This is a genomic window from Dysgonomonadaceae bacterium zrk40 (assembly GCA_016916535.1).
Lineage (GTDB): Bacteria > Bacteroidota > Bacteroidia > Bacteroidales > Dysgonomonadaceae > Proteiniphilum.
Genome location: CP070276.1, coordinates 2947479 through 2968725, shown reverse-complemented (window position 1 = coordinate 2968725; position 21247 = coordinate 2947479). Strand labels below are relative to the sequence as shown.

General features: G+C 48.7%; 22 protein-coding genes and 1 tRNA gene. 11 read left to right on the top strand and 12 right to left on the bottom strand.

Annotation, left to right across the window (positions count from 1 at the left end):
- The first annotated feature begins 162 nt into the window (after window positions 1-162).
- A complete protein-coding gene (locus JS578_12325) occupies window positions 163-1014 on the top strand; it encodes a mechanosensitive ion channel (GenBank protein QRX63625.1) in 852 nt (283 codons plus the stop codon).
- Window positions 1015-1069: 55 nt separating this feature from the next.
- Here the strand turns inward: JS578_12325 and JS578_12320 are convergent, their stop codons facing one another.
- Window positions 1070-2596 (bottom strand): AbgT family transporter, encoded by a 1527-nt coding sequence (locus tag JS578_12320; GenBank protein QRX63624.1) that lies wholly within the window; start codon window positions 2594-2596, stop codon window positions 1070-1072.
- A 78-nt stretch (window positions 2597-2674) separates the two neighbouring features.
- The gene (locus JS578_12315; protein ID QRX63623.1) at window positions 2675-3679 is read right to left on the bottom strand and encodes a family 43 glycosylhydrolase; all 1005 of its coding nucleotides are present in this window, start codon (window positions 3677-3679) and stop codon (window positions 2675-2677) included.
- Window positions 3680-3866: 187 nt separating this feature from the next.
- Between JS578_12315 and JS578_12310 the strand changes: the two genes are divergently transcribed.
- Genes JS578_12310 through JS578_12300 form a run of 3 tightly spaced genes read left to right on the top strand, consistent with a single transcriptional unit; the run spans window position 3867 to window position 5850 of the window.
- Window positions 3867-5084, top strand: a complete 1218-nt coding sequence (locus tag JS578_12310) for a DUF438 domain-containing protein (GenBank protein QRX63622.1) — start codon at window positions 3867-3869, stop codon at window positions 5082-5084.
- Between the two features lie 24 nt (window positions 5085-5108).
- Complete coding sequence (gene crcB / locus JS578_12305) at window positions 5109-5486, top strand: fluoride efflux transporter CrcB (protein ID QRX63621.1); 378 nt, start codon at window positions 5109-5111, stop codon at window positions 5484-5486.
- A gap of 1 nt (window position 5487) precedes the next feature.
- Window positions 5488-5850 carry a DUF190 domain-containing protein gene (locus JS578_12300; GenBank protein ID QRX63620.1) on the top strand — a complete coding sequence of 121 codons (363 nt, stop codon included), beginning with the start codon at window positions 5488-5490 and terminating at the stop codon, window positions 5848-5850.
- Between the two features lie 69 nt (window positions 5851-5919).
- Here the strand turns inward: JS578_12300 and JS578_12295 are convergent, their stop codons facing one another.
- From JS578_12295 to JS578_12280, 4 genes are all read right to left on the bottom strand, one after another.
- Window positions 5920-6174 (bottom strand): GlsB/YeaQ/YmgE family stress response membrane protein, encoded by a 255-nt coding sequence (locus tag JS578_12295; GenBank protein ID QRX63619.1) that lies wholly within the window; start codon window positions 6172-6174, stop codon window positions 5920-5922.
- Between the two features lie 101 nt (window positions 6175-6275).
- A complete protein-coding gene (locus JS578_12290; protein QRX63618.1) occupies window positions 6276-7307 on the bottom strand; it encodes an MCE family protein in 1032 nt (343 codons plus the stop codon).
- Window positions 7308-7330: 23 nt separating this feature from the next.
- On the bottom strand, window positions 7331-8065 hold the full coding sequence (locus JS578_12285) for an ATP-binding cassette domain-containing protein (protein ID QRX63617.1): 735 nt from the start codon (window positions 8063-8065) through the stop codon (window positions 7331-7333).
- A 6-nt stretch (window positions 8066-8071) separates the two neighbouring features.
- Complete coding sequence (locus tag JS578_12280; GenBank protein QRX63616.1) at window positions 8072-8893, bottom strand: ABC transporter permease; 822 nt, start codon at window positions 8891-8893, stop codon at window positions 8072-8074.
- Between the two features lie 323 nt (window positions 8894-9216).
- Between JS578_12280 and gap the strand changes: the two genes are divergently transcribed.
- Window positions 9217-10221, top strand: a complete 1005-nt coding sequence (gene gap, locus JS578_12275) for a type I glyceraldehyde-3-phosphate dehydrogenase (GenBank protein ID QRX63615.1) — start codon at window positions 9217-9219, stop codon at window positions 10219-10221.
- Between the two features lie 343 nt (window positions 10222-10564).
- Here the strand turns inward: gap and JS578_12270 are convergent, their stop codons facing one another.
- A complete protein-coding gene (locus tag JS578_12270) occupies window positions 10565-10732 on the bottom strand; it encodes a 4Fe-4S binding protein (GenBank protein QRX63614.1) in 168 nt (55 codons plus the stop codon).
- Between the two features lie 142 nt (window positions 10733-10874).
- On the opposite strand from JS578_12270, the gene JS578_12265 reads away from it, so the two are divergent.
- On the top strand, window positions 10875-11585 hold the full coding sequence (locus JS578_12265; GenBank protein QRX63613.1) for a PorT family protein: 711 nt from the start codon (window positions 10875-10877) through the stop codon (window positions 11583-11585).
- Window positions 11586-11589: 4 nt separating this feature from the next.
- Here the strand turns inward: JS578_12265 and JS578_12260 are convergent, their stop codons facing one another.
- The 3 genes from JS578_12260 to mtaB are packed head-to-tail and all read right to left on the bottom strand — an operon-like array spanning window position 11590 to window position 14820.
- Entirely contained in the window at window positions 11590-12618 is a 1029-nt protein-coding gene (locus tag JS578_12260; GenBank protein ID QRX63612.1) for a glycosyltransferase, read from the bottom strand.
- Window positions 12611-13504 carry a lysophospholipid acyltransferase family protein gene (locus JS578_12255; GenBank protein QRX63611.1) on the bottom strand — a complete coding sequence of 298 codons (894 nt, stop codon included), beginning with the start codon at window positions 13502-13504 and terminating at the stop codon, window positions 12611-12613. Before JS578_12255 ends, JS578_12260 begins: the two co-directional genes overlap by 8 nt.
- A gap of 2 nt (window positions 13505-13506) precedes the next feature.
- A complete protein-coding gene (mtaB, locus tag JS578_12250; protein ID QRX63610.1) occupies window positions 13507-14820 on the bottom strand; it encodes a tRNA (N(6)-L-threonylcarbamoyladenosine(37)-C(2))-methylthiotransferase MtaB in 1314 nt (437 codons plus the stop codon).
- 179 nt (window positions 14821-14999) lie between these two features.
- Between mtaB and JS578_12245 the strand changes: the two genes are divergently transcribed.
- The 5 genes from JS578_12245 to JS578_12225 all read left to right on the top strand — a co-directional run bounded on the left by JS578_12245 (window position 15000) and on the right by JS578_12225 (window position 19404).
- A complete protein-coding gene (locus JS578_12245; GenBank protein QRX63609.1) occupies window positions 15000-16646 on the top strand; it encodes an AMP-binding protein in 1647 nt (548 codons plus the stop codon).
- 176 nt (window positions 16647-16822) lie between these two features.
- Window positions 16823-17047 carry a hypothetical protein gene (locus JS578_12240; protein QRX63608.1) on the top strand — a complete coding sequence of 75 codons (225 nt, stop codon included), beginning with the start codon at window positions 16823-16825 and terminating at the stop codon, window positions 17045-17047.
- A gap of 135 nt (window positions 17048-17182) precedes the next feature.
- On the top strand, window positions 17183-18646 hold the full coding sequence (locus JS578_12235; protein QRX63607.1) for an alpha-L-fucosidase: 1464 nt from the start codon (window positions 17183-17185) through the stop codon (window positions 18644-18646).
- 57 nt (window positions 18647-18703) lie between these two features.
- Window positions 18704-19324 carry a DUF3256 family protein gene (locus JS578_12230; protein ID QRX63606.1) on the top strand — a complete coding sequence of 207 codons (621 nt, stop codon included), beginning with the start codon at window positions 18704-18706 and terminating at the stop codon, window positions 19322-19324.
- 8 nt (window positions 19325-19332) lie between these two features.
- Window positions 19333-19404: transfer RNA gene (locus tag JS578_12225), tRNA-Arg, on the top strand.
- A 112-nt stretch (window positions 19405-19516) separates the two neighbouring features.
- On the opposite strand, the gene JS578_12220 is transcribed toward JS578_12225, so the two are convergent.
- Both JS578_12220 and JS578_12215 read right to left on the bottom strand, forming a co-directional pair.
- Window positions 19517-20389, bottom strand: a complete 873-nt coding sequence (locus JS578_12220) for a zinc metallopeptidase (protein ID QRX63605.1) — start codon at window positions 20387-20389, stop codon at window positions 19517-19519.
- Between the two features lie 10 nt (window positions 20390-20399).
- Window positions 20400-21227, bottom strand: a complete 828-nt coding sequence (locus tag JS578_12215) for a tetratricopeptide repeat protein (GenBank protein QRX63604.1) — start codon at window positions 21225-21227, stop codon at window positions 20400-20402.
- Window positions 21228-21247: the final 20 nt, after the last annotated feature.

Here is a 21247-nt window from a genome sequence, read left to right as displayed (position 1 = left end):
TCTTCACACTGACCCCTAAAACGGAGCACAAAGATAGTGAAAAGGATGGAATATTGAATGACACAGTCGTTTTTGAATTTATTCACTATATTTACTGCGTGATAAGAAATTTCTTCAGCCGGTGCCTTTGAACATGTAACCGATAAACAACAAACAAACAGGATGGAAAAGTTACGCGACTTTATTGAGTATGAGATCTTCCGCATCGGGGAGTACTCGTTTACCAACAGTAAGATCATCACCATGGCACTGATCATCCTGGCTACCATGGGTATCCTCTCGTTGATCAGGAAGCTGCTGTTCCGCAAGAAGATCGAGAACCGCTACGACAGGGGCAACCTTTACTCCCTCTTTCAGATCATCAAGTATTTTGTCTGGATTGTAGCAATCCTGATCGTACTGGAGGAGCTGGGAGTCAAACTGAACGCGCTCCTGGCAGGATCAGCAGCACTGCTTGTGGGTATCGGCCTGGGTCTTCAAACCACCTTCAATAATTTTGTATCGGGCATAATCCTCCTGTTTGAGGGATCGATTCACGTGGGGGATGTGCTGGAGATAGACGATGATGTTGTGCAGATCGAGAAGATCGGACTTCGAACATCGAAAGCAATAGACCGTGATTACATTTCGGTGATCATACCCAACTCGCTGATCACCTCCAACAAGGTAGTCAACTGGAGCCACCAGGACCGCAAAACAAGGTTTCGCATCAAGGTGGGAGTGGCCTACGGCAGCGATGTGGACCTGGTAATCAAAGTACTCAGGGAGAGCGCCCTTGATCACAAGGACATCTCTGACAAATCGTCTGTCATTGCCCGGTTCGTCGATTTCGGAAGCTCCTCGCTCGACTTTGAACTGCTCTTCTTCAGCGACAACGTGTTCCGCATCGAGAACGTGAAGTCTGACATCCGCAAGATCATCAACGAAAAGTTTATTGAACACGGAATCTCCATCCCCTTCCCGCAGATCGACCTGCACTTTGTCTCAGACAAGACCGGTTACTTCCACCGGTGATTGGAGATAAAGAGTGATATGCTCCCACCGGTGAGAAAGCAGCAGTTGCACTGATTCAGGAGGGGATGTAGTTGATTGGCGACTCAGGTCCCAGGGGTAGTCCCAGGATGACCCAGAGAATCATCAGCAGCACCCATCCCACAAAGAATGCGATGGAATAGGGCAACATGTTGGCCATGATGGTTCCGAAGCCGCTATCTTTCTGATATTTCTGGAAATAGACAATGATCAGTGCAAAGAAGCTCATCATTGGCGAAATGATGTTGGTGATGCTGTCCCCCACCCTGAATACCGCCTGAGAAAGCTCGGGAGAGTAGCCCAGCAGCATGAAGATGGGAATGAAAATCGGTCCCATGATGGCCCACTTTGCGGAGGCACTCCCCATAAAGAGGTTGATAAAACCGGAGAAGAGGATGAAAAGAATCACCAGCGGTATCAAGCCGATGTTCAGGCTTTGCAGGATATCGGCTCCGTTGATTGCCAGCAGCACCCCCAGGTTGCTCCACTGAAACCAGGCGACAAACTGTGCCGCGAAGAAGACCAGCACCAGGAAGGATACCAGCGACTTGAAGCTGTTGCTCATCCCGTCGATCACATCGCCCGATTTCCGGAAAACACCTACGGTGTAACCATAGACAACACCCAGGGAGGAGGCACTCAGAAAGAGAAAGGCAATGAATCCTTTCAGCAGCGGTGAGTGAAGGATGGTACCGTCGGCACCCCTCAACAGACCATTCTCCGGGAGGATTCCTGCCAGGATGAGCCCCCCCCAGAGCAAAGCCGCGATACCGGTGTTGCGCAAACCTTTTCTTTCCGCATCCGTGAGTGGGTTAATCTCTTCCGGGGCTACCTCGCCGCGGTACTTACCCAATCGCGGCTCCACCCAACGATTGGTCACCCAGGCACCCAGGAAGGTAATCAGAAAAGTGGAGACAGCCATGAAATAATAATTGGCCGTCGGCATCACGTAGTAACCGGGGTCGATGATGTTGGCTGCCTCTGTGGAGAGGCCCGCCAACAGAGGGTCGATGGTACCAATCAACAGGTTGGCACTGAAGCCTCCGCTCACACCGGCAAAGGCGGCAGCCATGCCGGCCAGCGGATGCCTGCCCAGCGAGTGGAAGATGGTACCTGCCAGTGGGATGATCAGGATGTAACCAATGTCGGAAGCCATATTCGACAACACCCCGGTAAAGACCACCATCAGGGTGATGATGCTGCGGGGTGCCTTCACCAGAAGTGCTTTCACACCGGTGCCGATCAGTCCGCTGCTTTCCGCCACACCAATACCGAGCATCGCCACCATCACAATGCCCAACGGGGCAAAGCCTGTATAGCTGTCGATCATCTCTAGCAGGATACGATGCAACCCCTCCCGCGAGAGCAGGTTCACCACGTCAACCGACTCACCCGTTGCAGGGTGTATACCGGACCAGCCAAGCCATGACCCGACACCTGATACAAAAAGAGTGAGCAGGGCAAAGATTGCAAAGAGGATGGCAGGGTGAGGCAAGGCGTTACCGCCTTTTTCGATGAAACCTATAAAACCTTTTTTGGGAGGGGAAACCGGGATATTGCTCATTTGTCAAAAGTTTTGGGAGAGGGCATTTTTCAGCCCGGCACAGTAAACGAAACAAACAAATATCCGGTTTGGTTCAACTCATGGCACAAACTCTCCCGTTACCACAAGCTTGTCACCGGAAAGATCAACCTGGAACAAGCGGGGTACGCGGTGGTATCTGCCATTTACCTCCTTGTGACTATGTACCGCCATGAGCGTTTCACCTTCAAATGTCCGGAAGAGCATTCCATGGCCGAAGTTGGGAGGTGTCACCGGTTCCTCCTCCTGGATCCAGGTGCCATCGAGTGTTCCGCTTTCCGAATAAGCCACACCCTGTGTATAAACCTCGTAGACCCAACTGGTCCACAGCATGCCCAGCCTGCCTGATCCTGTCCGGAATAAAAAAGGGCCATCTGTTACTTTGTTGGGTACATCCTGGCCATCCTCATCCTTCTCCCGGCTCCAGGGTGAGTCGCTGGCCTTAAACAACAGTTGTCCCTCACCCACTGAACCGCTCAGATCCGGTTTCAGTTCAATCTTTTCAATTGTTCCGTTCAGGTTCTGGAGCCACTCGTAACAATATACCATATAAGGTTTTCCATCAGCATCCACCCAGAATGTACCGTCGAGTGTTGGCATGTGTGCAGGCAGGTAGACCGAATCTCTCATCGGCTTGTAAGGCCCTTCAGCCTTATCTGCGACCAAGATATGACTTGCACGTCGGTCGATCACGTTTCCCGCCACAGTATCAATCTTGATGTCGGTATTGGTAAAAGTGGCAAAATAGTAATACTTGTCCTTGTAGCTATGCAGTTCAGCCGCCCAGATCATCGGCCGGGGGCCCATCCATGAGCTACTGTCCACCTCTGTGACATGAAAAGGCCCCTCCCACATCTTCAAATTGCTGCTTTTCCACACCATTCCTCCTGTTCCGGTCATAAAGTAACTATTCGTAGCCTTGTCTGCCAGGATAAACGGGTCGCTCAACCGGATGGAATCAATGGGAGTCAGTTTTGGTTCTGCCTGACCCCCATTGCCACATGAATTGAAAAGAAGAGCAAAAAGGAGGATTGTGCCGTAGAGATACACTTTTGGAACTTGCATGGAGAAATGTTTTATGATGGTTAATATTGAACAAACACTTATCGTGAGGCAAATATACGAATTGTAAAATGAAAAAGTCCGTCAAGGCATGTTCAATTTAATTAACCTCGTTGTATCATTTTAATAGATTCATATTACCTTTGTATCAACTGTAAAGTAGCCATACCCAACAAAAACGAATGTCTTTATGTCTGAATTCATCAACAATTCTGAGAAACGACTGAGCGACCTGCTGGCATTCTCGCTGGGCATCATGAACGGTGAGGATGGCAAGGCACTGATTGAGAAATACAGGGATGCCATCGATCACATGACCCCGCATGACATGCTAAAAATGGAGGAAAAGCAACTTCAGATGGGCATCACACCGGGTGAGATCAAGCAGGATGTGGAGAGGGTGATCAATGTCTTCACGAAATCACTGAACAGTTATCCCTGGAAAAAACCATCTGAGGGCACCTTTCTCTACACGCTGATGCTCGAAAATGAAGCATTCGCCTTCCGGCTGAACCGGGTGAAGAAAATTCTGAAAGGTTGCCGCGGTATGGAGGCTGAAGCGTTCAGCCGAATGAAGACAGAGCTGCTGCCCCGTTTCCGGGAGTTTCAGGCTTTCGATGCACACTACATAAAAAAAGAGAACATCCTCTTTCCCTACCTGGAAGAGGTGTGGGAGAGCTATCGTCCCCTGCAGGTGATGTGGTCGCTGCATGATGACATCAGGAGAACCCTGAAAGAGGTGATTGCGATGCTGGAGGAGGAGGCTTCGCAATGGAGTGACTTCAACCGCTTGCTGGGAAAATATTACTCCCTCGTATTCAGAATGATCCAGAAAGAGGATAGCATCATCTTCCCTGTAGCATCGGAAACTGTGGATACACCTGTCTGGCAGAAGATGATGCTGCAGAGCTTTGACTACCCCTTCCCCTTTATCGATCCACCCCAAAAACCAGACCTTCACGCAATGGAGACCGAAAGTCAGCCATTGCCGGAGATTCCAGGCTCCATCGTTTCGGAGACCGGCAGGATGACTGCCGGGCAGGCATTGCTGGTTTTCAACAACCTGCCGGTCGATATTACGGTGGTAGATGAGCATGACAAAGTCTTGTATTTCAACCGGGGAGAGGATCGTCTCTTTCCCCGTTCACCGGCCATCGTGGGACGACTGGTACAGAACTGCCACCCGCCGGAAAGCGTGCACGTGGTGGAACAGATCATTGAAGCCTTCCGCAAAGGAGAGCGCGACCATGCCGACTTCTGGATCACCATGAGGGGTCGTTTCGTGCTGATCCGCTATTTCGCGCTGAGAAGTGCTAATGGTTCCTACAAAGGGGTTGTGGAGGTGAGCCAGGATGTGACGGAGATCAGGGGGCTCACGGGTGAGCGGCGGTTACTCAACTGGGAATAGACATCCTTATAAAAAAGAAGTGAAATGATCAAATCATTACTGATCGTCGGGTTGGGAGGTTTTATCGGTACAGCTCTCCGCTACCTTGTATCCCGCTATTTCCAACTGCATATGGAGAGTCTCTTTCCCTGGGGCACCTTTACCGTGAACATCCTGGGTAGCTTCCTTATTGGCATTTTATACGGACTCTCTGAGAGAGGCAACCTGCTCACCCCCGAGTGGCGCATCTTCCTCACCGTGGGTCTCTGCGGTGGCTTCACCACCTTCTCCACCTTCTCCAACGATGCCTTTATCCTCCTACAGAACAACGAGTTCATGCGGTTCGCCACCTACTCGGGGCTCAGCTTCTTCCTGGGACTTACCGCAGTCTTTTTGGGACGTCTCATCATCAAATCAATCTGACATGGAAAAAAATGAAACTGCACTGTTATTGCGTATCTATCTCAGTAGCACTGACAGATACGGGAATGGTTTGCTCTATGAGCAGATCGTCTTCGAGGCCAGAAAAGAGGGTCTCTCAGGTGCAACCGTGCTGAAAGGTATCCTTGGGTACGGCACCAGCTCGGTCATTCATTCATACAAGTTTTGGGAATTGGGTGATAAACTGCCGGTAGCAATCGAAATCATAGACAAAGAGATTGATATTTTACGGTTCATTGAGCAGATTAAACCAATCCTGGACTCGGTAAGATACGGGTGCCTGGTGACCACTGAAAAGATTGAGGTCATCTTGCATAAACCTGGAGATAAAAAAGGAGTGGTCTGACCTTCTTCAATAAAAAAACACCAGCCGGTAATGCCGACTGGTGCAATTCAATGATTCACCTGTTATGTATCAGCGTCTCTTGCTGATGGCCGCGTAGATGAAGAGTACGATCAATGATCCGCCAATAGCCAGCAGAAGCGTTCTCAAACTGAACGTATCTACTGTACCCCATCCGAGGAAAGAACCAATCCAACCGCCGAGAAAAGCTCCCACGATACCGATCAGAATGGTTACCAGCCAGCCTCCGGGATCCTTGCCCGGACGGATTGCCTTTGCGATTGCACCGGCAATGAGCCCCAATAAAATCCAAGATAAAATTCCCATAACAATGATATTTTAGTGTAAGAAAAAGTTTCTACCAAGTTTACCCTATATAACACACTTATGCTAAAAATTGTTTAAACATATTCACCATTAACAGGATATTACTCATTGCTCTCTGCGGCTACCGTCCCCTCATGCCTTATCAGAAGGGTATCACCAGGCTTCACCCGTATCTCCTCTAACGAAGTACCTGCCTCTGGTTGTTTTTTTCGCTTCTTGGAGAAGAGGCGAAAGATCCAGCTGTTGGCAATGGTCTCAGCCGCACGCGTTACCTGTACAACTCCATGATCAACCTTTGCTATCGCCGTATCCACATTCAAACCCATCTCTTTGTCGTGCAGAAGCCGTGGTAATACGCCTTCACCATGATTGAGCGAATAAGAAGTCTGATGTAACTCATTCACCAACGAGTCTGCCCTCCGGGTTGTAGTACTCAGGCCGGCCATGATACGATTCACCTCCGTGGTGATGGAATCACCCTGAATCAGTTTTCCAAGATCACCTTCACCGTTGCTGATCTTACCTGTTATGTTGTTGATATCTGTCAGTGACTCGTTCAGTCGGTTCGTGGCTGTTTCGAATCCGGTGGTGAGCGACTTTTCATTGAGTAAACGTGCGATATCCCCCTCCCCATGATCCATCTTGTCTGCAATTGAATGTAGGCTGGCCACCGTTTCTTTTGCCTCTTCCAGCATCTCGGTTGCCTGGGCGATCATTGCCTGGATGTCGAGGCCATCGGCTACCGGCAGGTAATCATCTTTTTCCACCTTACCTGTGGCCGGATCACCCGTGGAGATGAGCACGATCTTACCTCCCATCAGCCCTTCCTGTCCAATCTGCACCTGCGAATTCTTATAGATGAAGTCAGTATACTGGTCACGAACGGAGAGGGTGACCACCACGGAGGAATCCGCTACGATGCGGATATCCTTTACCGTACCGATGTTGATGCCCGCAAAGCGAACCAGGTTGCCCGGCATCAATCCGCGGATGTCTTTAAAGGAAGCATGCAGGTCGGTATTGGATGAAAATAGGTTCTGCTTACTTCCAATCAGATATATCGCCACTACAAACAACATCAGTGCTGATGCCACAAAAATGCCAAGCCTCAGTGCCTGTTTGGTTCTTTTCATCTTATGATATGTTATGGTTTATGTTATACAAAATAGTTCCGTATTTCTTTATCATCAGAGCGACTCAGCTCATCGTAAGTTCCTTCGGTTAGAAAAAGGCCCTCTTTCATGATGCGGATCGTGTCAGTGGCAATCCGCGCACACTTCATGTCGTGGGTGATGATGATGGCAGCCGTCTGGTATTCTTCTCGTATCTGCTGGATCAGTTCACTGATTTCACCCGATGTAACCGCATCCAACCCTGTAGTGGGTTCGTCGTAAAGGATGATCTGTGGTTTCAGGATCAACGTCCGCGCCAGGGCAATACGCTTTTTCATCCCTCCCGATAGTTCCGAGGGCATCTTGTCGATGGCATCAAGCAGACCCACACTGCGCAGCGATCGTTCAATCAGCTCTTCCGTATCAAGCTTGCGGTCTACAAACTGGGTCCTTCGCACCGGGAACAGAAGGTTCTCGCGCACACTCATTGAATCGTAAAGCGCCCCTCCCTGAAAGAGATATCCTACCTTCTTCCGGAGTTCATTGAGCTCCTCCCCGTCACAGGTCACTACATCCGTTCCGAGGACGTTGATACGACCGGCATCAGGTTCGATCAGTCGCACAATACACTTGGTCAACACCGATTTGCCAATACCCGACTTACCAACGATCCCCAGGTTCTCACCCTTGTGCAGTGTCAGGTCAATACCCCTCAGGATATGCTTCTCCCTGAATGATTTGTACAGCTTCTCAATTTCAATTACTTTTTCTTTCTCCATGAGATGTTACAGGATACTGGTGATTAATACAAAGATCAGGTCAATTACGAAGATTGTGAGCGAAGAGGCCACCACAGCTGAGTTAGCAGACTGTCCAACCGACTCGGTACCCCTGCCGGCGGTATAACCTTTGTAGGAACCTATCAGACCGATAAAAAAACCAAACAGCACCGTCTTGAGCGTGGCCGGGAAAAGGTCGATAAATCCCAGCATGGAGAAAGCACGGTTCATGAAGAGCGTGGTCGAAGTTTCTTCAAAGATGTTGACTGCTAAAAAGGCCCCCAAGAGGCTGAATGCGTCGGCAAGAATCACCAGTACCGGCACCACAATGGTGGTAGCCAGCACACGTGAGGCGACCACGTAACTGAGGGGACGTGTACCGGAAACCTCCATCGCATCAATCTGTTCCGTCACCCGCATGGCTGCTATCTCCGCGCCGATACCGGAGCTGATCTTGCCGGCGCATATCAGTCCCGTGATTACCGGCCCCAATTCCCGCACCATGGAAACGGCAATCACCCCCGGCAACAGTGTCTGTGCGCCAAAATCGGATAGTATGGGATTCATCTGCATGGTGAGTACCAGGCCCATGATAAAGCCGGTGACCACTACCAGAGCGAAAGATTTGTTGCCAAGCAGAAAGCCTTGTTTCACCAGTTCACGGTGCTCAAAAGGAGGTTGAAACAACTGCCTGATTACATTGCCGGTGAAGATCACCAGCTCACCCAGATCGATAAAAACCCCGTTGTAGAAGTTACGGGTATCATCATTCACCCTTAGCTTCTGTTTCAGGTTCAGTTGTTTCACGTTCAGACGGTTTTTAGTCATGTGTAAATTAATAACAAAGTGTTACGCACCACTTCTTCATTCTCGCATTGGTCTCCTTTAAATGATTCTGCCTCCCATTTTGTTCACCATTTGCTGCCAAGGGGTTACATTTTTTGCGGCAATCTGCAATTTTACCCTTTTTTGGCAAAAATATTTCGTTAAAAAGAAAAGATTTTGTATTTTTGTAACGCAAACAATAAGATGGTTTTTAGGATCGATTCAGACCACCGGTAAGTACATAATATCGCAAACATTGTTGTATTATGTCTAAAATATAAACGACTTTCGACAAGAACACTTTTACAAATTAAATTCAATAAAGTATGATTAAAGTAGGTATTAACGGATTCGGTCGCATTGGACGCCTGGTGTTCCGTGCAGCTCAAAACAGAAATGATATCCAGATTGTAGGTATCAACGACTTGCTCGATGTAGATTACATCGCTTATATGTTAAAATACGACACCATCCATGGCCAGTTCAATGGATCGGTAGAGGTGAAAGATGGCAACCTGGTTGTCAACGGAAACACCATCCGTGTTTCTGCTGAAAGAAACCCGGCTGATCTGAAGTGGGACGCCGTTGGTGCTGAATATGTGGTAGAATCAACCGGTCTCTTCCTCTCAAAGGACAAGGCCCAGGGTCACATCGACGCAGGTGCCAAGTATGTGGTGATGTCTGCTCCCTCAAAGGATGACACCCGCATGTATGTTTGCGGTGTGAACGAAAAGACCTACACCAAGGGTGAGCAGTTCGTATCGAACGCATCTTGTACCACCAACTGCCTGGCTCCCATCACCAAGGTACTGAACGACAAGTTCGGCGTACTGGAAGGATTGATGACCACCGTACACTCTACCACTGCTACCCAGAAGACTGTTGACGGTCCTTCTGCAAAAGACTGGAGAGGCGGCCGTGCAGCTTCTGCCAACATCATCCCCTCTTCCACAGGTGCAGCCAAGGCTGTAGGCAAGGTGATCCCTGAACTGAACGGCAAGCTGACAGGTATGTCCATGCGCGTTCCCACCCTCAACGTATCAGTAGTTGACCTGACCGTACGTCTGGCCAAAGAGACTTCTTATGCTGAGATCTGTGCTGCCATGAAGGAAGCTTCTGAAGGCGAACTGAAAGGCATCCTCGGATACACCAACGAAGATGTGGTATCAAGCGATTTCATCGGTGATGCACGCACTTCCATTTTCGACGAGAAGGCAGGCATCCAGCTCAGCCCCACCTTCGTGAAGGTGATCAGCTGGTATGACAACGAGTGGGGTTATTCCAACAAGGTGCTCGACCTGGTAGCGCACATGAACACTGTGAATGCATAACCATACACTATCAATAGGAAGACGCCCCTTTCGGGGGCGTCTTTTTTTTGTCCATTCAGGCTGATGCAACAATGAGGCCGTCTCAGAATTGCAGGTTTTCCACCTGTTTTTGGAAGCTCTTCTTTTATTCTAAGCTAATTGTACCCTTATACCCACTCCCATAAATATTGGAGTGGGTATAAGGGTGGTATAAAGGTGCAATAAGGCTAGAGGCACCGAGAACCCTGTCTCGTCCTAAAAATGGGATAAACAGAAAATACATTAAAACAAAAAAAAGGCCCTCTCATGTTTTATGATGAGACAGCCTCTTTTTGTTTCCCTAACAGATAAGATATCCGTCTATTTATGCCGGATGAATTGCTTCGGTGGGGCATACCTCTGCGCAAGAACCGCAGTCAGTACAGATTTCGGGATCAATCACATAGATGTCACCTTCCGAGATAGCATCAACAGGGCATTCGTCGATACATGTTCCGCAAGCAATACAATCTTCAGTAATAACGTAAGCCATAATGAATAATTAGTTAAGTTAATGTAATTGGATTTGATTGTTATTGCAAAGGTAGAAAGTTTTTTGAATAATGAAAAAAGAATCCCCATATCTTTCCACATCACCACACAATATCTGTCCGGGCCACTCGTTTAAACCAGGTATGAAGATAGCCTTACACCTTTTCATATTAAGTTTGTTGCTCTCTGTTCCCTTGATCATTTACGGTCAGCAACGAAGCCTGCAGCACCGGCCCTATGCCGATCAACAACTGTTCCACCTGGGATTCACCGTAGGCATGCATACCCAGGATCTGATTCTCACGCAGTCCGGATACCAAAGCGGGGATGGTGAGGTATGGTTTTCGGAGATTCCGGATTACACGCCCGGTTTTACGGTAGGCATCATCGGTGATCTCTATCTCTCCCGGCACCTGAATCTGAGAATGCTTCCCACACTGAACCTGGGCAGCAAGGAGTTGCTCTTTCGTGAACAGGAATCGGGGGAAGAATATAAGGAAAGCCTTCGCAACAACTACCTCACCCTGCCCGTTCACCTGAAGATCGCCGGGATCAGAATCAACAATTACAAACCCTACCTCCTTTTGGGAGGATATGGCAGTATCGAGCTTGCAAGAAAGAAAAACAGAGCGGTACTGCTTGAATCGTTCGACAGAGGAGTAGAGATTGGTGCGGGATGCAGCTTCTACCTTCCCCTCTTCACACTTTCGCCCGAGCTGAAGTTCAGCTTCGGACTGACCGATATACTGGAGAGAGAACGCAGCGACCTCAAGGAAGAAGATCTGATAAAATATACCTTATCTCTCACGAAGGCCACCCAGCGGATGATCACCCTCAGCTTTCATTTCGAATAGCATTTTATTTCTTGCTGAAAAGCGATCCATAGGTGCGCTTGTTGCGGAGGTAATATGCCATCAGGATGCTGCTCCGGTAGGTTCCCGGTAGGTTTATATTGGTGGTCAGGCGCATGTTTTCCCTCCGTTTATGGCTGTAGGAAAATCTCATTGTCAGGAAATCACGATAAGCTTTCACGACAGAGATGCTGCTCCGAAACTTTCCCTGTATCAGCAGATGAACAGCAGCCATGAAATCGAAGATGAACCGGACAAAAAATGTGGGGATCAATCTCTTGCGGGGCAGATTCTTGTAAAGCATCAGCAGGTTGTTGCGGAAATTAAGGTACAACTTTCGCGGGTTCTCCTTGCTGAGCGAAGCAGCTCCAACATGGTAAACCACGGAAGAGGGTACAGAGACCACCCCCCTGCCCCGAGCATTGAGTCGCCAGCAGAGGTCGATCTCCTCCATGTGCGCAAAGAAGAGACCATCGAGTCCTCCGGCATTTAAATAATCACTTCTCCTGATGCAAAGAGAGGCACCCGAGGCCCAAAAAACAGGGATTTCATCCCTATACTGACCCCGGTCAGGTTCAACAGTCTCCAGAATTCGTCCCCTGCAAAAAGGATAACCGTAACGATCGATATAACCACCTGCGGCACCGGCATACTCGAAGTGACTTTTCTGATGAAACGAACGTATCGTCGGCTGAACGGCTGCGACACCCTGATGGGCATCGAGATAGGACACCAAAGGTTGGACCCAGCCTTCTGTTGTTTCCACATCTGAGTTCAGCAGGATCACATATTCGGAGTCGACCTGTTCTATCGCCCTGTTGTACCCTTCGGCGAAGCCATGGTTGTGATCAAAGCATATCAATTCAACATGGGGGAATTCTGCCTGAAGGAACGCCACTGAATCATCGGAAGATCCATTGTCGGCCACGATCAGACGGCAATCCTCCCCTGTTGTATGAGCAGCGACAGAGGGCAGGAACTGCTGCAGCAGCTTCTTACCGTTCCAGTTGAGTATGATGACCGATGTTTTATTCATCTTTTCTGAACTTCCACAAATTATGTGACCAGAGATAGAACGCCGGTGCACGAAGTACCGTCTTCTCGAGCAACCGCACATATGCTTCCGTGATGGAATCTTTCACTTCGAGAGAGGCATCCTCCGTAAGCGTCACAAACCGTCCGGTGTAAAAACCACGTTTCCTCTTTTCAATGTCAAGGTATACCACCGACATGGAGAGGCCTTTTGCAATCTTTTCCATCCCGGTCTGCAACGGTGTATCCTGGTTCAGGAAGGTCGTCCAGTACTTGTCTGAGACGCGGGGAGGGCGCTGATCGGAAAGGAATCCCACCACGATTGTCTGCCCCTCGTTCTTTTTACGTACCAGCGTGCGTAAAACACTCCTCTTCTCAATGGGCAAGGAACCGAATCGTCCCCTGATCTGACGAAACAGTTGATCGAAGGGTAAAGAATGCAATTGCTTGTAGACCAGCCCCGCTTCCACCCCAGGCATGAGATGCAGCCGAATGGAGGGCACCCACTCCCAGTTGCCATAGTGCCCAAGGCATACCAGACAGGAAGAACCATCCTTCATCAGTCTGTTCAGCAGCTCCGGGTTTTCGAAGTGCATTCGCTCCTTCATCTCCTCTTCCGACAGTTGAAGGGTTTTCACTGTCTCCACAAAATAGTCGCAGAGATGACGATAATAAGCTTTCTCCAGGATGATGATCTCTCGCTCGCTTTTCTCCGGAAATGCATTGCAGAGGTTCTTTCGCACCATTTTCCGTCGATATCTTGCCAGATGATAGACGACCTGAAAGAGCAGATCAGATAAAAAATAGAGCAGCGGAAAAGGAAGCAGAGCAAGAAAACTTGCTATTGCTACCAACAACCGGACACCGATATTTTCCTTTTGCTCCTCCATCGTCAGAAAATCGCTTCCATGGCCATCTCCTCATCGTTGTATGCACCAACAGTGACCTCAGTAATACGGTTTACAAGCAACGGATCATAATCAACATACAACTTCACATAATTCTCGGTGAAGCCATGCATCTTGCCCCCCCTTTTCGTATGTTCAAAAAGCACTTTTCTCGGTGTTCCCTGCTGGGAAGCATAAAAACGATGCAACTTCTCATCTGAGATATCCAGCAGCATCTTGCTGCGTGCGTGCTTTTTCCTGGGATCTACTGCATAATCGATCTGCAGCGCCTGCGTACCGGGACGCTCGGAGTAGGTGAAGACGTGTAGCTGCGACATGTCGAGCGACTCGATAAACCTTTTGCTCTCCTCATAGTAGTCATCTGTTTCACCCCTCACACCTACAATCACGTCTACTCCAATAAAAGCATCGGGCAGTATGCGTTTAATCATCTCCACCTTGTGGCGAAAGAGCGCTGTGTCATATTTGCGTTTCATCAATTGCAACACGGCATCTGATCCGGCCTGCAACGGCATGTGGAAATGAGGCGCAAAACGGCGGGAGCCAGCCACAAAGGTGATAATCTCATCGGTAAGCAGATTGGGTTCGATGGAGGAGATACGAAACCGCTCGATCCCTTCCACCTTGTCCAGCGCATGCAGCAAATCAATAAAGGGTTCCTTGGTGGTACGCCCGAAATCACCAATGTTGACACCGGTGAGCACAATCTCCTTGCCACCCTCCTGAACCACCTGTTCAGCCTGCTTCACCAGATCGGCGATGGAGCCGTTGCGGCTGCGCCCCCTGGCAAAGGGAATGGTACAAAAGGAGCAGAAGTAGTCACACCCATCCTGCACCTTCAGGAAATAACGCGTGCGGTCATCGGCGGAGACCGACGGCACGAAAGAACGAATGCGGTGTGTCTTGGAGGTGACAACCTCCCCTTTTTCCTTTTTGTGCAAATCATCGAGATACTTCACCACATCGAGCTTTTGCTCCGCACCCAACACCAGGTCGACCCCTTCAATCTGAGCGATCTCCTCCGGTTTGAGCTGTGCATAACAACCTGTAACCACCACAAATGCAGATGGATTCTCCTGAATAGCCTTTCGAATGGCTTGTCGTCCCTTTTTATCGGCCAACTCGGTTACTGAACAGGTGTTAATCACACAGATATCTGCCTGCTGGCCCCTGCGTGCACGGGTTACACCCGCATCCAGCAGCTGCCGTCCGATGGCCGATGTTTCGGCAAAATTAAGCTTACACCCGAGCGTGTAATATGCTGCTCTCTTATTTTGAAAAACTGTTTGATCGATCATAATCGTAAAAAATGTCCGACTGGAATCAGCTGTGATAGACCCTCCGAACAGGATAATTTCACTTTTTTGGTACTTCAGCCCACAAAATTACAATTTTTATTGCCATTTCGACACCAGTTTGTTTTGTAATCTGAAATTCAGGTTGTACTTTTGCACATATTTAGCATAAATGTGCAATCATGATTGAACAAAATTTCATTCAACTTTACGAGAATAGCTTTAAAAATAATTGGGAACAGCCTGCCCTGACCGATTTCAAGGAAAACACCACCTACAGCTACGGTGAGCTGGCTCGTGAAATAGCACGGCTGCATCTTCTTTTCAGGGAACTGGGAATTGAGAAGGGAGATAAGATCTCACTGATTGGTAAGAACCACTCCTCCTGGTCGATTCTTTTCATGGCAACCATCACCTATGGAGCGGTCATCGTTCCCATCCTCCACGAGTTCAGCCCGGAGAGCATGCAGGAGATCATCACACATTCAGATTCACGCCTTGTATTTGTAAACGAATCACTCTGGAACAAACTGAATAAGGAGCATATCAAGGTGCCGGTATTTGAAATACCCCATTTCTCGCTGCTCAAATCTGAGCGTGAGGAAGTGAGCGAAATTATCAATTCACTCGATGATCTGTTCACGAGAAATTACCCGAAAGGTTTTAGCAAAGATGATATTCGTTATGCAGACGTGAGCAACGAGGAGGTGATTTGCATTAACTATACCTCAGGCACCACCGGATTCAGCAAGGGGGTCATGCTCACGGCCAACAATCTCGCCGGCAATGTAACCTACGCACACAAGCTGGACCTGCTCTTCAACGGTGAGAGAAACCTTGCCTTTCTACCCATGGCCCATGTCTACGGATGTGCCTTTGATTTTCTCTATGCACTCTCTGCTGGGGTTCACAGCACCATGCTCGGAGTGATACCCAGCCCTCAGAACCTGATTAGTGCCTTGCAGGAGGTAAAACCCACATTGATCATGTCGGTACCTTTGATTTTTGAGAAGATATACAAGAAGAAGATCCTACCGATCATTGACAAACCGGTCGTGAAGGTCGCAATGAAAATCCCGGGGTTGGAGAAGCTGATTTTATCGAAGATCAAAAAATCCCTTGTTCACTCATTGGGGGGTAACTTCCGCGAGGTGGTCATCGGTGGAGCTGCACTGAATGCGGAGGTGGAAGCATTCTTTCATAAGATGAAATTTCCTTTTTCCGTGGGATACGGCATGACGGAGTGCGCGCCACTCATCTCCTACGACCACCATTACGATTTTATCCCCACCTCCTGCGGGTCTGTCCTGGAAGGGATCATGGAGGCACGCATCGATTCACCGGAACCGGATAAAATACCGGGAGAGATACAGGTACGTGGTGAGAATGTGATGAAAGGTTACTACAAGAACCCGGAAGCAACAGCTGCCGCTTTCACTGACGACGGATGGCTGAAGACAGGCGATTCCGGCATCATGGTGGGCAAGCGACTTTTCATCAAGGGAAGAATTAAAACGATGTTACTGACTGCCAACGGTCAGAATGTTTATCCGGAAGAGATAGAATCGCGCCTCAACAACCTGCCTTATGTAGCTGAAAGTGTGGTAGTACTGCGTGACTTCCGTCTTGTAGCATTGGTCTATCCCGATATGGCAGCTATCACTGCCGACCAGATCACACGGGAAAAGCTTGCTTCAATCATGGAAGAAAACAGGGTCACTCTCAATAAATCGGCTGCCAACTACGAAAAAATCAGCCATATAGAATTGGTAGAGAATGAATTTGAAAAAACACCCAAGAAAAGCATCAAGCGTTTTTTATACAGTTAAATGAATTATTTTTGATGGTTCTGAGCTTAATTGGAACGAATAAGTGACAACAACTCGTTATTTAATGATATTTAACTATAAATTCCCACGAGAATATGTTGCATAACATGTTTTTGCTGTACATTTGCATCGTTTTTTGAGAAACAAATTTATTTATCGTTTAAAATCATTAAAGAATGAAAAAAGTATTGTTCTTGGTTGCCGTTGTAGCAACACTGGGGTTGGTTTCTTGCAACAATGCTCAGGTTCAGGCCGAAAAAGCCAGACAAGATAGTCTGATTGAAGCTGCTCGTCTGGACAGCATTGCGAAAGTACAGGCTGACAGCATCCAGGCTGCTATCGAAGCTGCAGAAGCGGCTGCCGTCGCTGCTGCCGACAGTCTTGTAGAAGTTGTTGAGTAAGCTGCCGATTTAACAAAATCAATAAGCTGAAAAACAACAGATCGGCTTAGCCATCCCACCAGGGGTGGCTTTTTTTTGTACGATATTAGATCAAATGTCGTAACTTTGTTCTCTGTTGAACGAATCATGAGCCATATGAGGAATAATTTCGTGTTTGGATTACTGTCATTGCTGTTGCTGACCACAGGTTGCAACCAAAAAGCCAATACCTACTTTGAGAAGAAACTTACTTTTCCCGATATTCTCACCTCCGATCAGAAAGTCAAGCTATCGGCATACATCGTTCCTACGCAGCAGCAGTATGCATGGCAGCAGCTGGAATTAACAGCCTTCATTCATTTTGGAATGAACACATTCACAGGAAAAGAATGGGGTGACGGCAATGAAGATCCTGCACTGTTTAACCCCACCGATTTCAATGCAGAGCAATGGGTAACTGTCTTACAACAGGCCGGACTTAAAATGATCATCCTTACCGCCAAGCATCATGATGGCTTTTGTCTTTGGCCCACCCAAACCACTTCACATTCAGTTGCAGCATCACCATGGCGCAATGGTCAGGGAGATGTGGTGCGCGAAGTAAGAGATGCTTGCAACAAATTTGACATGAAGTTCGGCGTATATCTTTCACCGTGGGACCGCAATGCCGAGAGCTATGGTGACTCTCCAAGATACAACGAGCTGTTTGTCAAACAGCTTTCCGAATTGCTTACCCAATATGGTGCCATTGATGAGATTTGGTTTGACGGTGCCAATGGAGAAGGCCCCAACGGGAAGAAACAGGAGTATGATTGGGTACGTTTTTACAACGTGATTGACAGCCTGCAACCGACAGCAGTAAAAGCAATCATGGGTGATGATGTGCGTTGGGTGGGAAACGAAAACGGTCTGGGGCGTGAAACTGAATGGAGTGTCACTCCCCTTTATCCCGAAATAAACGAATCAATCAAAAGTGAAAATGAGCGATTGAACATCTCACATACTGCTGAAGATCTGGGCAGCAGGGAACTGATCAAGGAGTCAAAAAGCCTTTATTGGAATCCTTCTGAAGTGGACGTATCAATTCGTCCGGGATGGTTTTACCACCCCGAGGAGGATGACAAGGTGAAGAGTCTTTCACAACTGATTGATATCTATTTTCAGTCGGTAGGCATGAACTCGGTGCTCCTTCTGAATGTGCCCCCCGACACTCGGGGAAGAATACATGAAAATGATGTAGAGCGGCTCAGGCAGTTTGGCAACTACCTCTCCATACTATTCGAAAATGAGTTGCTTATTGACGGTGAATTGGAATGGAAGGCCCGCACGGGTGCTTCAAGAGAATACATTGTCAGGAAGGGGGAAACAATCAACACGGTGATGCTGCAGGAGGATATCAGAAAAGGACAACGAGTGGAATCTTTTACTGTTGAAGGCTGGATCAATGAAGAGTGGTCATCACTGGCCGAAGGGACCACAATAGGTTACAAGCGTTTGCTGCGCTTCGGTGATGTAGCACCGGAAAAGATAAGGGTGACGATTCACGGAACAAGGGATATCGCACACATCCTTAAAGTGGGGGCCTATTTTGCACCTCCTCTTGCTGTTGATCAGGAGTAATCCGGTCCACAGAATAGAATCCTGAATAGAGTGATACTAAACGTTGAACATGACAGAATGAAGAGATTAATAACCAATTTTTTGCTATTGCTTTCGATATCCGCTACTGGACAAACAACCGCTGACCTGTTTCGGTCGATGCCCTCAGAGATGCTACCCGGTGTTTCAGAAGCCAACAAGACCATGCTCCTGGTGGACAGCGGTAACACCTCGGTCCCCTATGCCCTGGGTGAGATCAGTAAGATTGCAGAGAGCAGTGATTTCCTGCACCTCCGCACCTCCGGCGTCGCTGATTTTCAACTCAAGCTGTTGCCTCTCTCCGGCGATTCACTAATTGTCTCAGTCATCCATACAGTATGTGCCGGGGTGTGCGACAGCAGGATCTCATTTTATACGACTAACTGGGAGAAACTGGATCAGGAATTGTTTCTTCCGGAGATTTCCAAAGAAATTTTCTTCAAATCTTCGAATAAAAATTCGGATAATTACAAATATGCCTTATCTTTGCCGGACATTTTTCCAATCTCAGCCCGCTTCGGTAAAACAGGATCAGATCTGACGCTCAGATTGTATTACAGGGAGCGGTTAACCGACGATCAAACAGAGGAGATCAAACCATTTCTGGTGAGTGATACGCTCCTTTTTGAATGGGAAAACGGCTCTTTCAGATTAAGATAAAGATTCAGGCACCCGTAGTTCAATGGATAGAATACCGGATTCCGGTTCCGACGATGCGAGTTCGATTCTCGCCGGGTGTACTTTTAATGTAACAGAAAACCCATATGGCAAGCCATATGGGTTTTCTGTTACATGCTTTCTGACAACCAGCAGGGAAAGAGAGTCCAATCAGAATGTTTACTGATTTATCAATTAAAGTAGTCCCGGTTCGTTGAAGGTGTCACCCTGGCGGATATCACCGGTCTCCATTCCCTTGCGGAACCAGTAGGTGCGCTGTGCCGCCGTGCCGTGGGTGAATGAGTCAGGTACGCTGTAGCCCATGGAGCGCTTCTGGATGGTATCGTCTCCAACTGCCGTGGTGGCACTGATGGCCGATTCCAGGTCGCCCGGCTCCAGTTGGATCATGTTCATCCGCTGGGCGTGATACACCCACACTCCCGCGAAGAAGTCGGCTTGCAACTCCAGCTTCACATTCAGCCTGTTGTATTCGGTCTCACTGATACGACCACGGTACTGGTTCATCTGGTCAATGATCCCCAGCAGCTTCTGCACGTGGTGCCCCACCTCATGGGCGGTGACGTAGGCCATCGCCAGGTCGCCCTTGGCACCGAACTCCGATTTAAGCTGGTGGAAAAAGTCCAGGTCGATGTACATCTTCTGGTCCGCCGGGCAGTAGAAGGGGCCCACCGACTCTGTGGCACCCCCACATTCCGATACCGTGGCATCGGTGAAGGTGACCAGCGTAGGGCGGATGTAATTCTCATTCAACTGTGTGCGGAAGATTTCCACCCACACATCGTTGGCACTGTTGAATACCCCCAGGGTGAAGACCTTCAGATCCTCATTCTCGTTCGCACGTGAGGGATCTACCATCTCGGTCGATTCACCGGGTGCGATGCTGCTGACCATGTCAATTGCCTGAAAAGGGTTCTGTCCCAGCAGCAGGGCGATGATGGCGATCACGATTGCCCCCAGCCCCCCTACGGCTGCATTTCGTTTCCCGTGCCCCCTGCCCCTGCGATCTTCGTAGTTGGCTTCGCTGTCGTTTCGGTTAATCCATTTCATGTGACAAAAATTACTTGGTTTTTTGGATCCATTCATCTACCAGGGGCAGATCGTATCCCATCTCCCTGGCTTTGTTAAAATCTGCCCTGGCCGCCACCTTGTCGAACTGATCAAGGCGTACGCGGCCCCGCAGGAAGTAGAAATAGGGGTTGTCACGCTGTGAGAGCTCCACGCTGCGCAGGTCGGCCGATGCCCGAAAGGTCTGCCCGGTATGCACGTAACACTCGGCACGATTGAGCAGAATACTGGGATCAGGATTGGGTTCTGAATCAATCAGCCCACTGTAGATTTTTTCCGCAGCTTCCCAGTTGTCCTCCAGTTTGAAGAGCAGTGCCTTGCTTAAATGCGTGAAAAAGTGATCGGGATCAAGTTCATTCGCCTTCACGAAATCAGCCTCCCCCTTGAGCCTGTCATGCTGCTCCAGATAGAGTACTCCTCTCCTGTAATAGGCTTCCACATCATCAGGGTAGCGATGAATCAGAGAGCTGTAATCCTCAATCGCCTCATCATAGCGGCCCATCTCACTCAGCAGCGACGCCCTGCGGTGCAGCACCACCTCCGGTATCGGGTTGTTTGCCAGTGCAGCCGTAAAGGAGACAAAGGCATCATCGGTATGCCCCAGCTGTCGCTGGATGATTCCAAGGTTGAGCAGCAAAACCGGATTGTTCTCATTCACCGGATCGAGCGACATGGCACGCTGCAACGATATCGCGGCACTGTCGAGCCGGTCTGCCTCGATGTGGCGTGCGGCATGGTCCACCCAAGCTTGGTAGTCCTGCCCTGTAAGTGAAGCAGTAAAAAATAAAAAGGGTATAATCAGTGAATAATATTTTCTCATAGAGGGGTTGAAGTGACGTT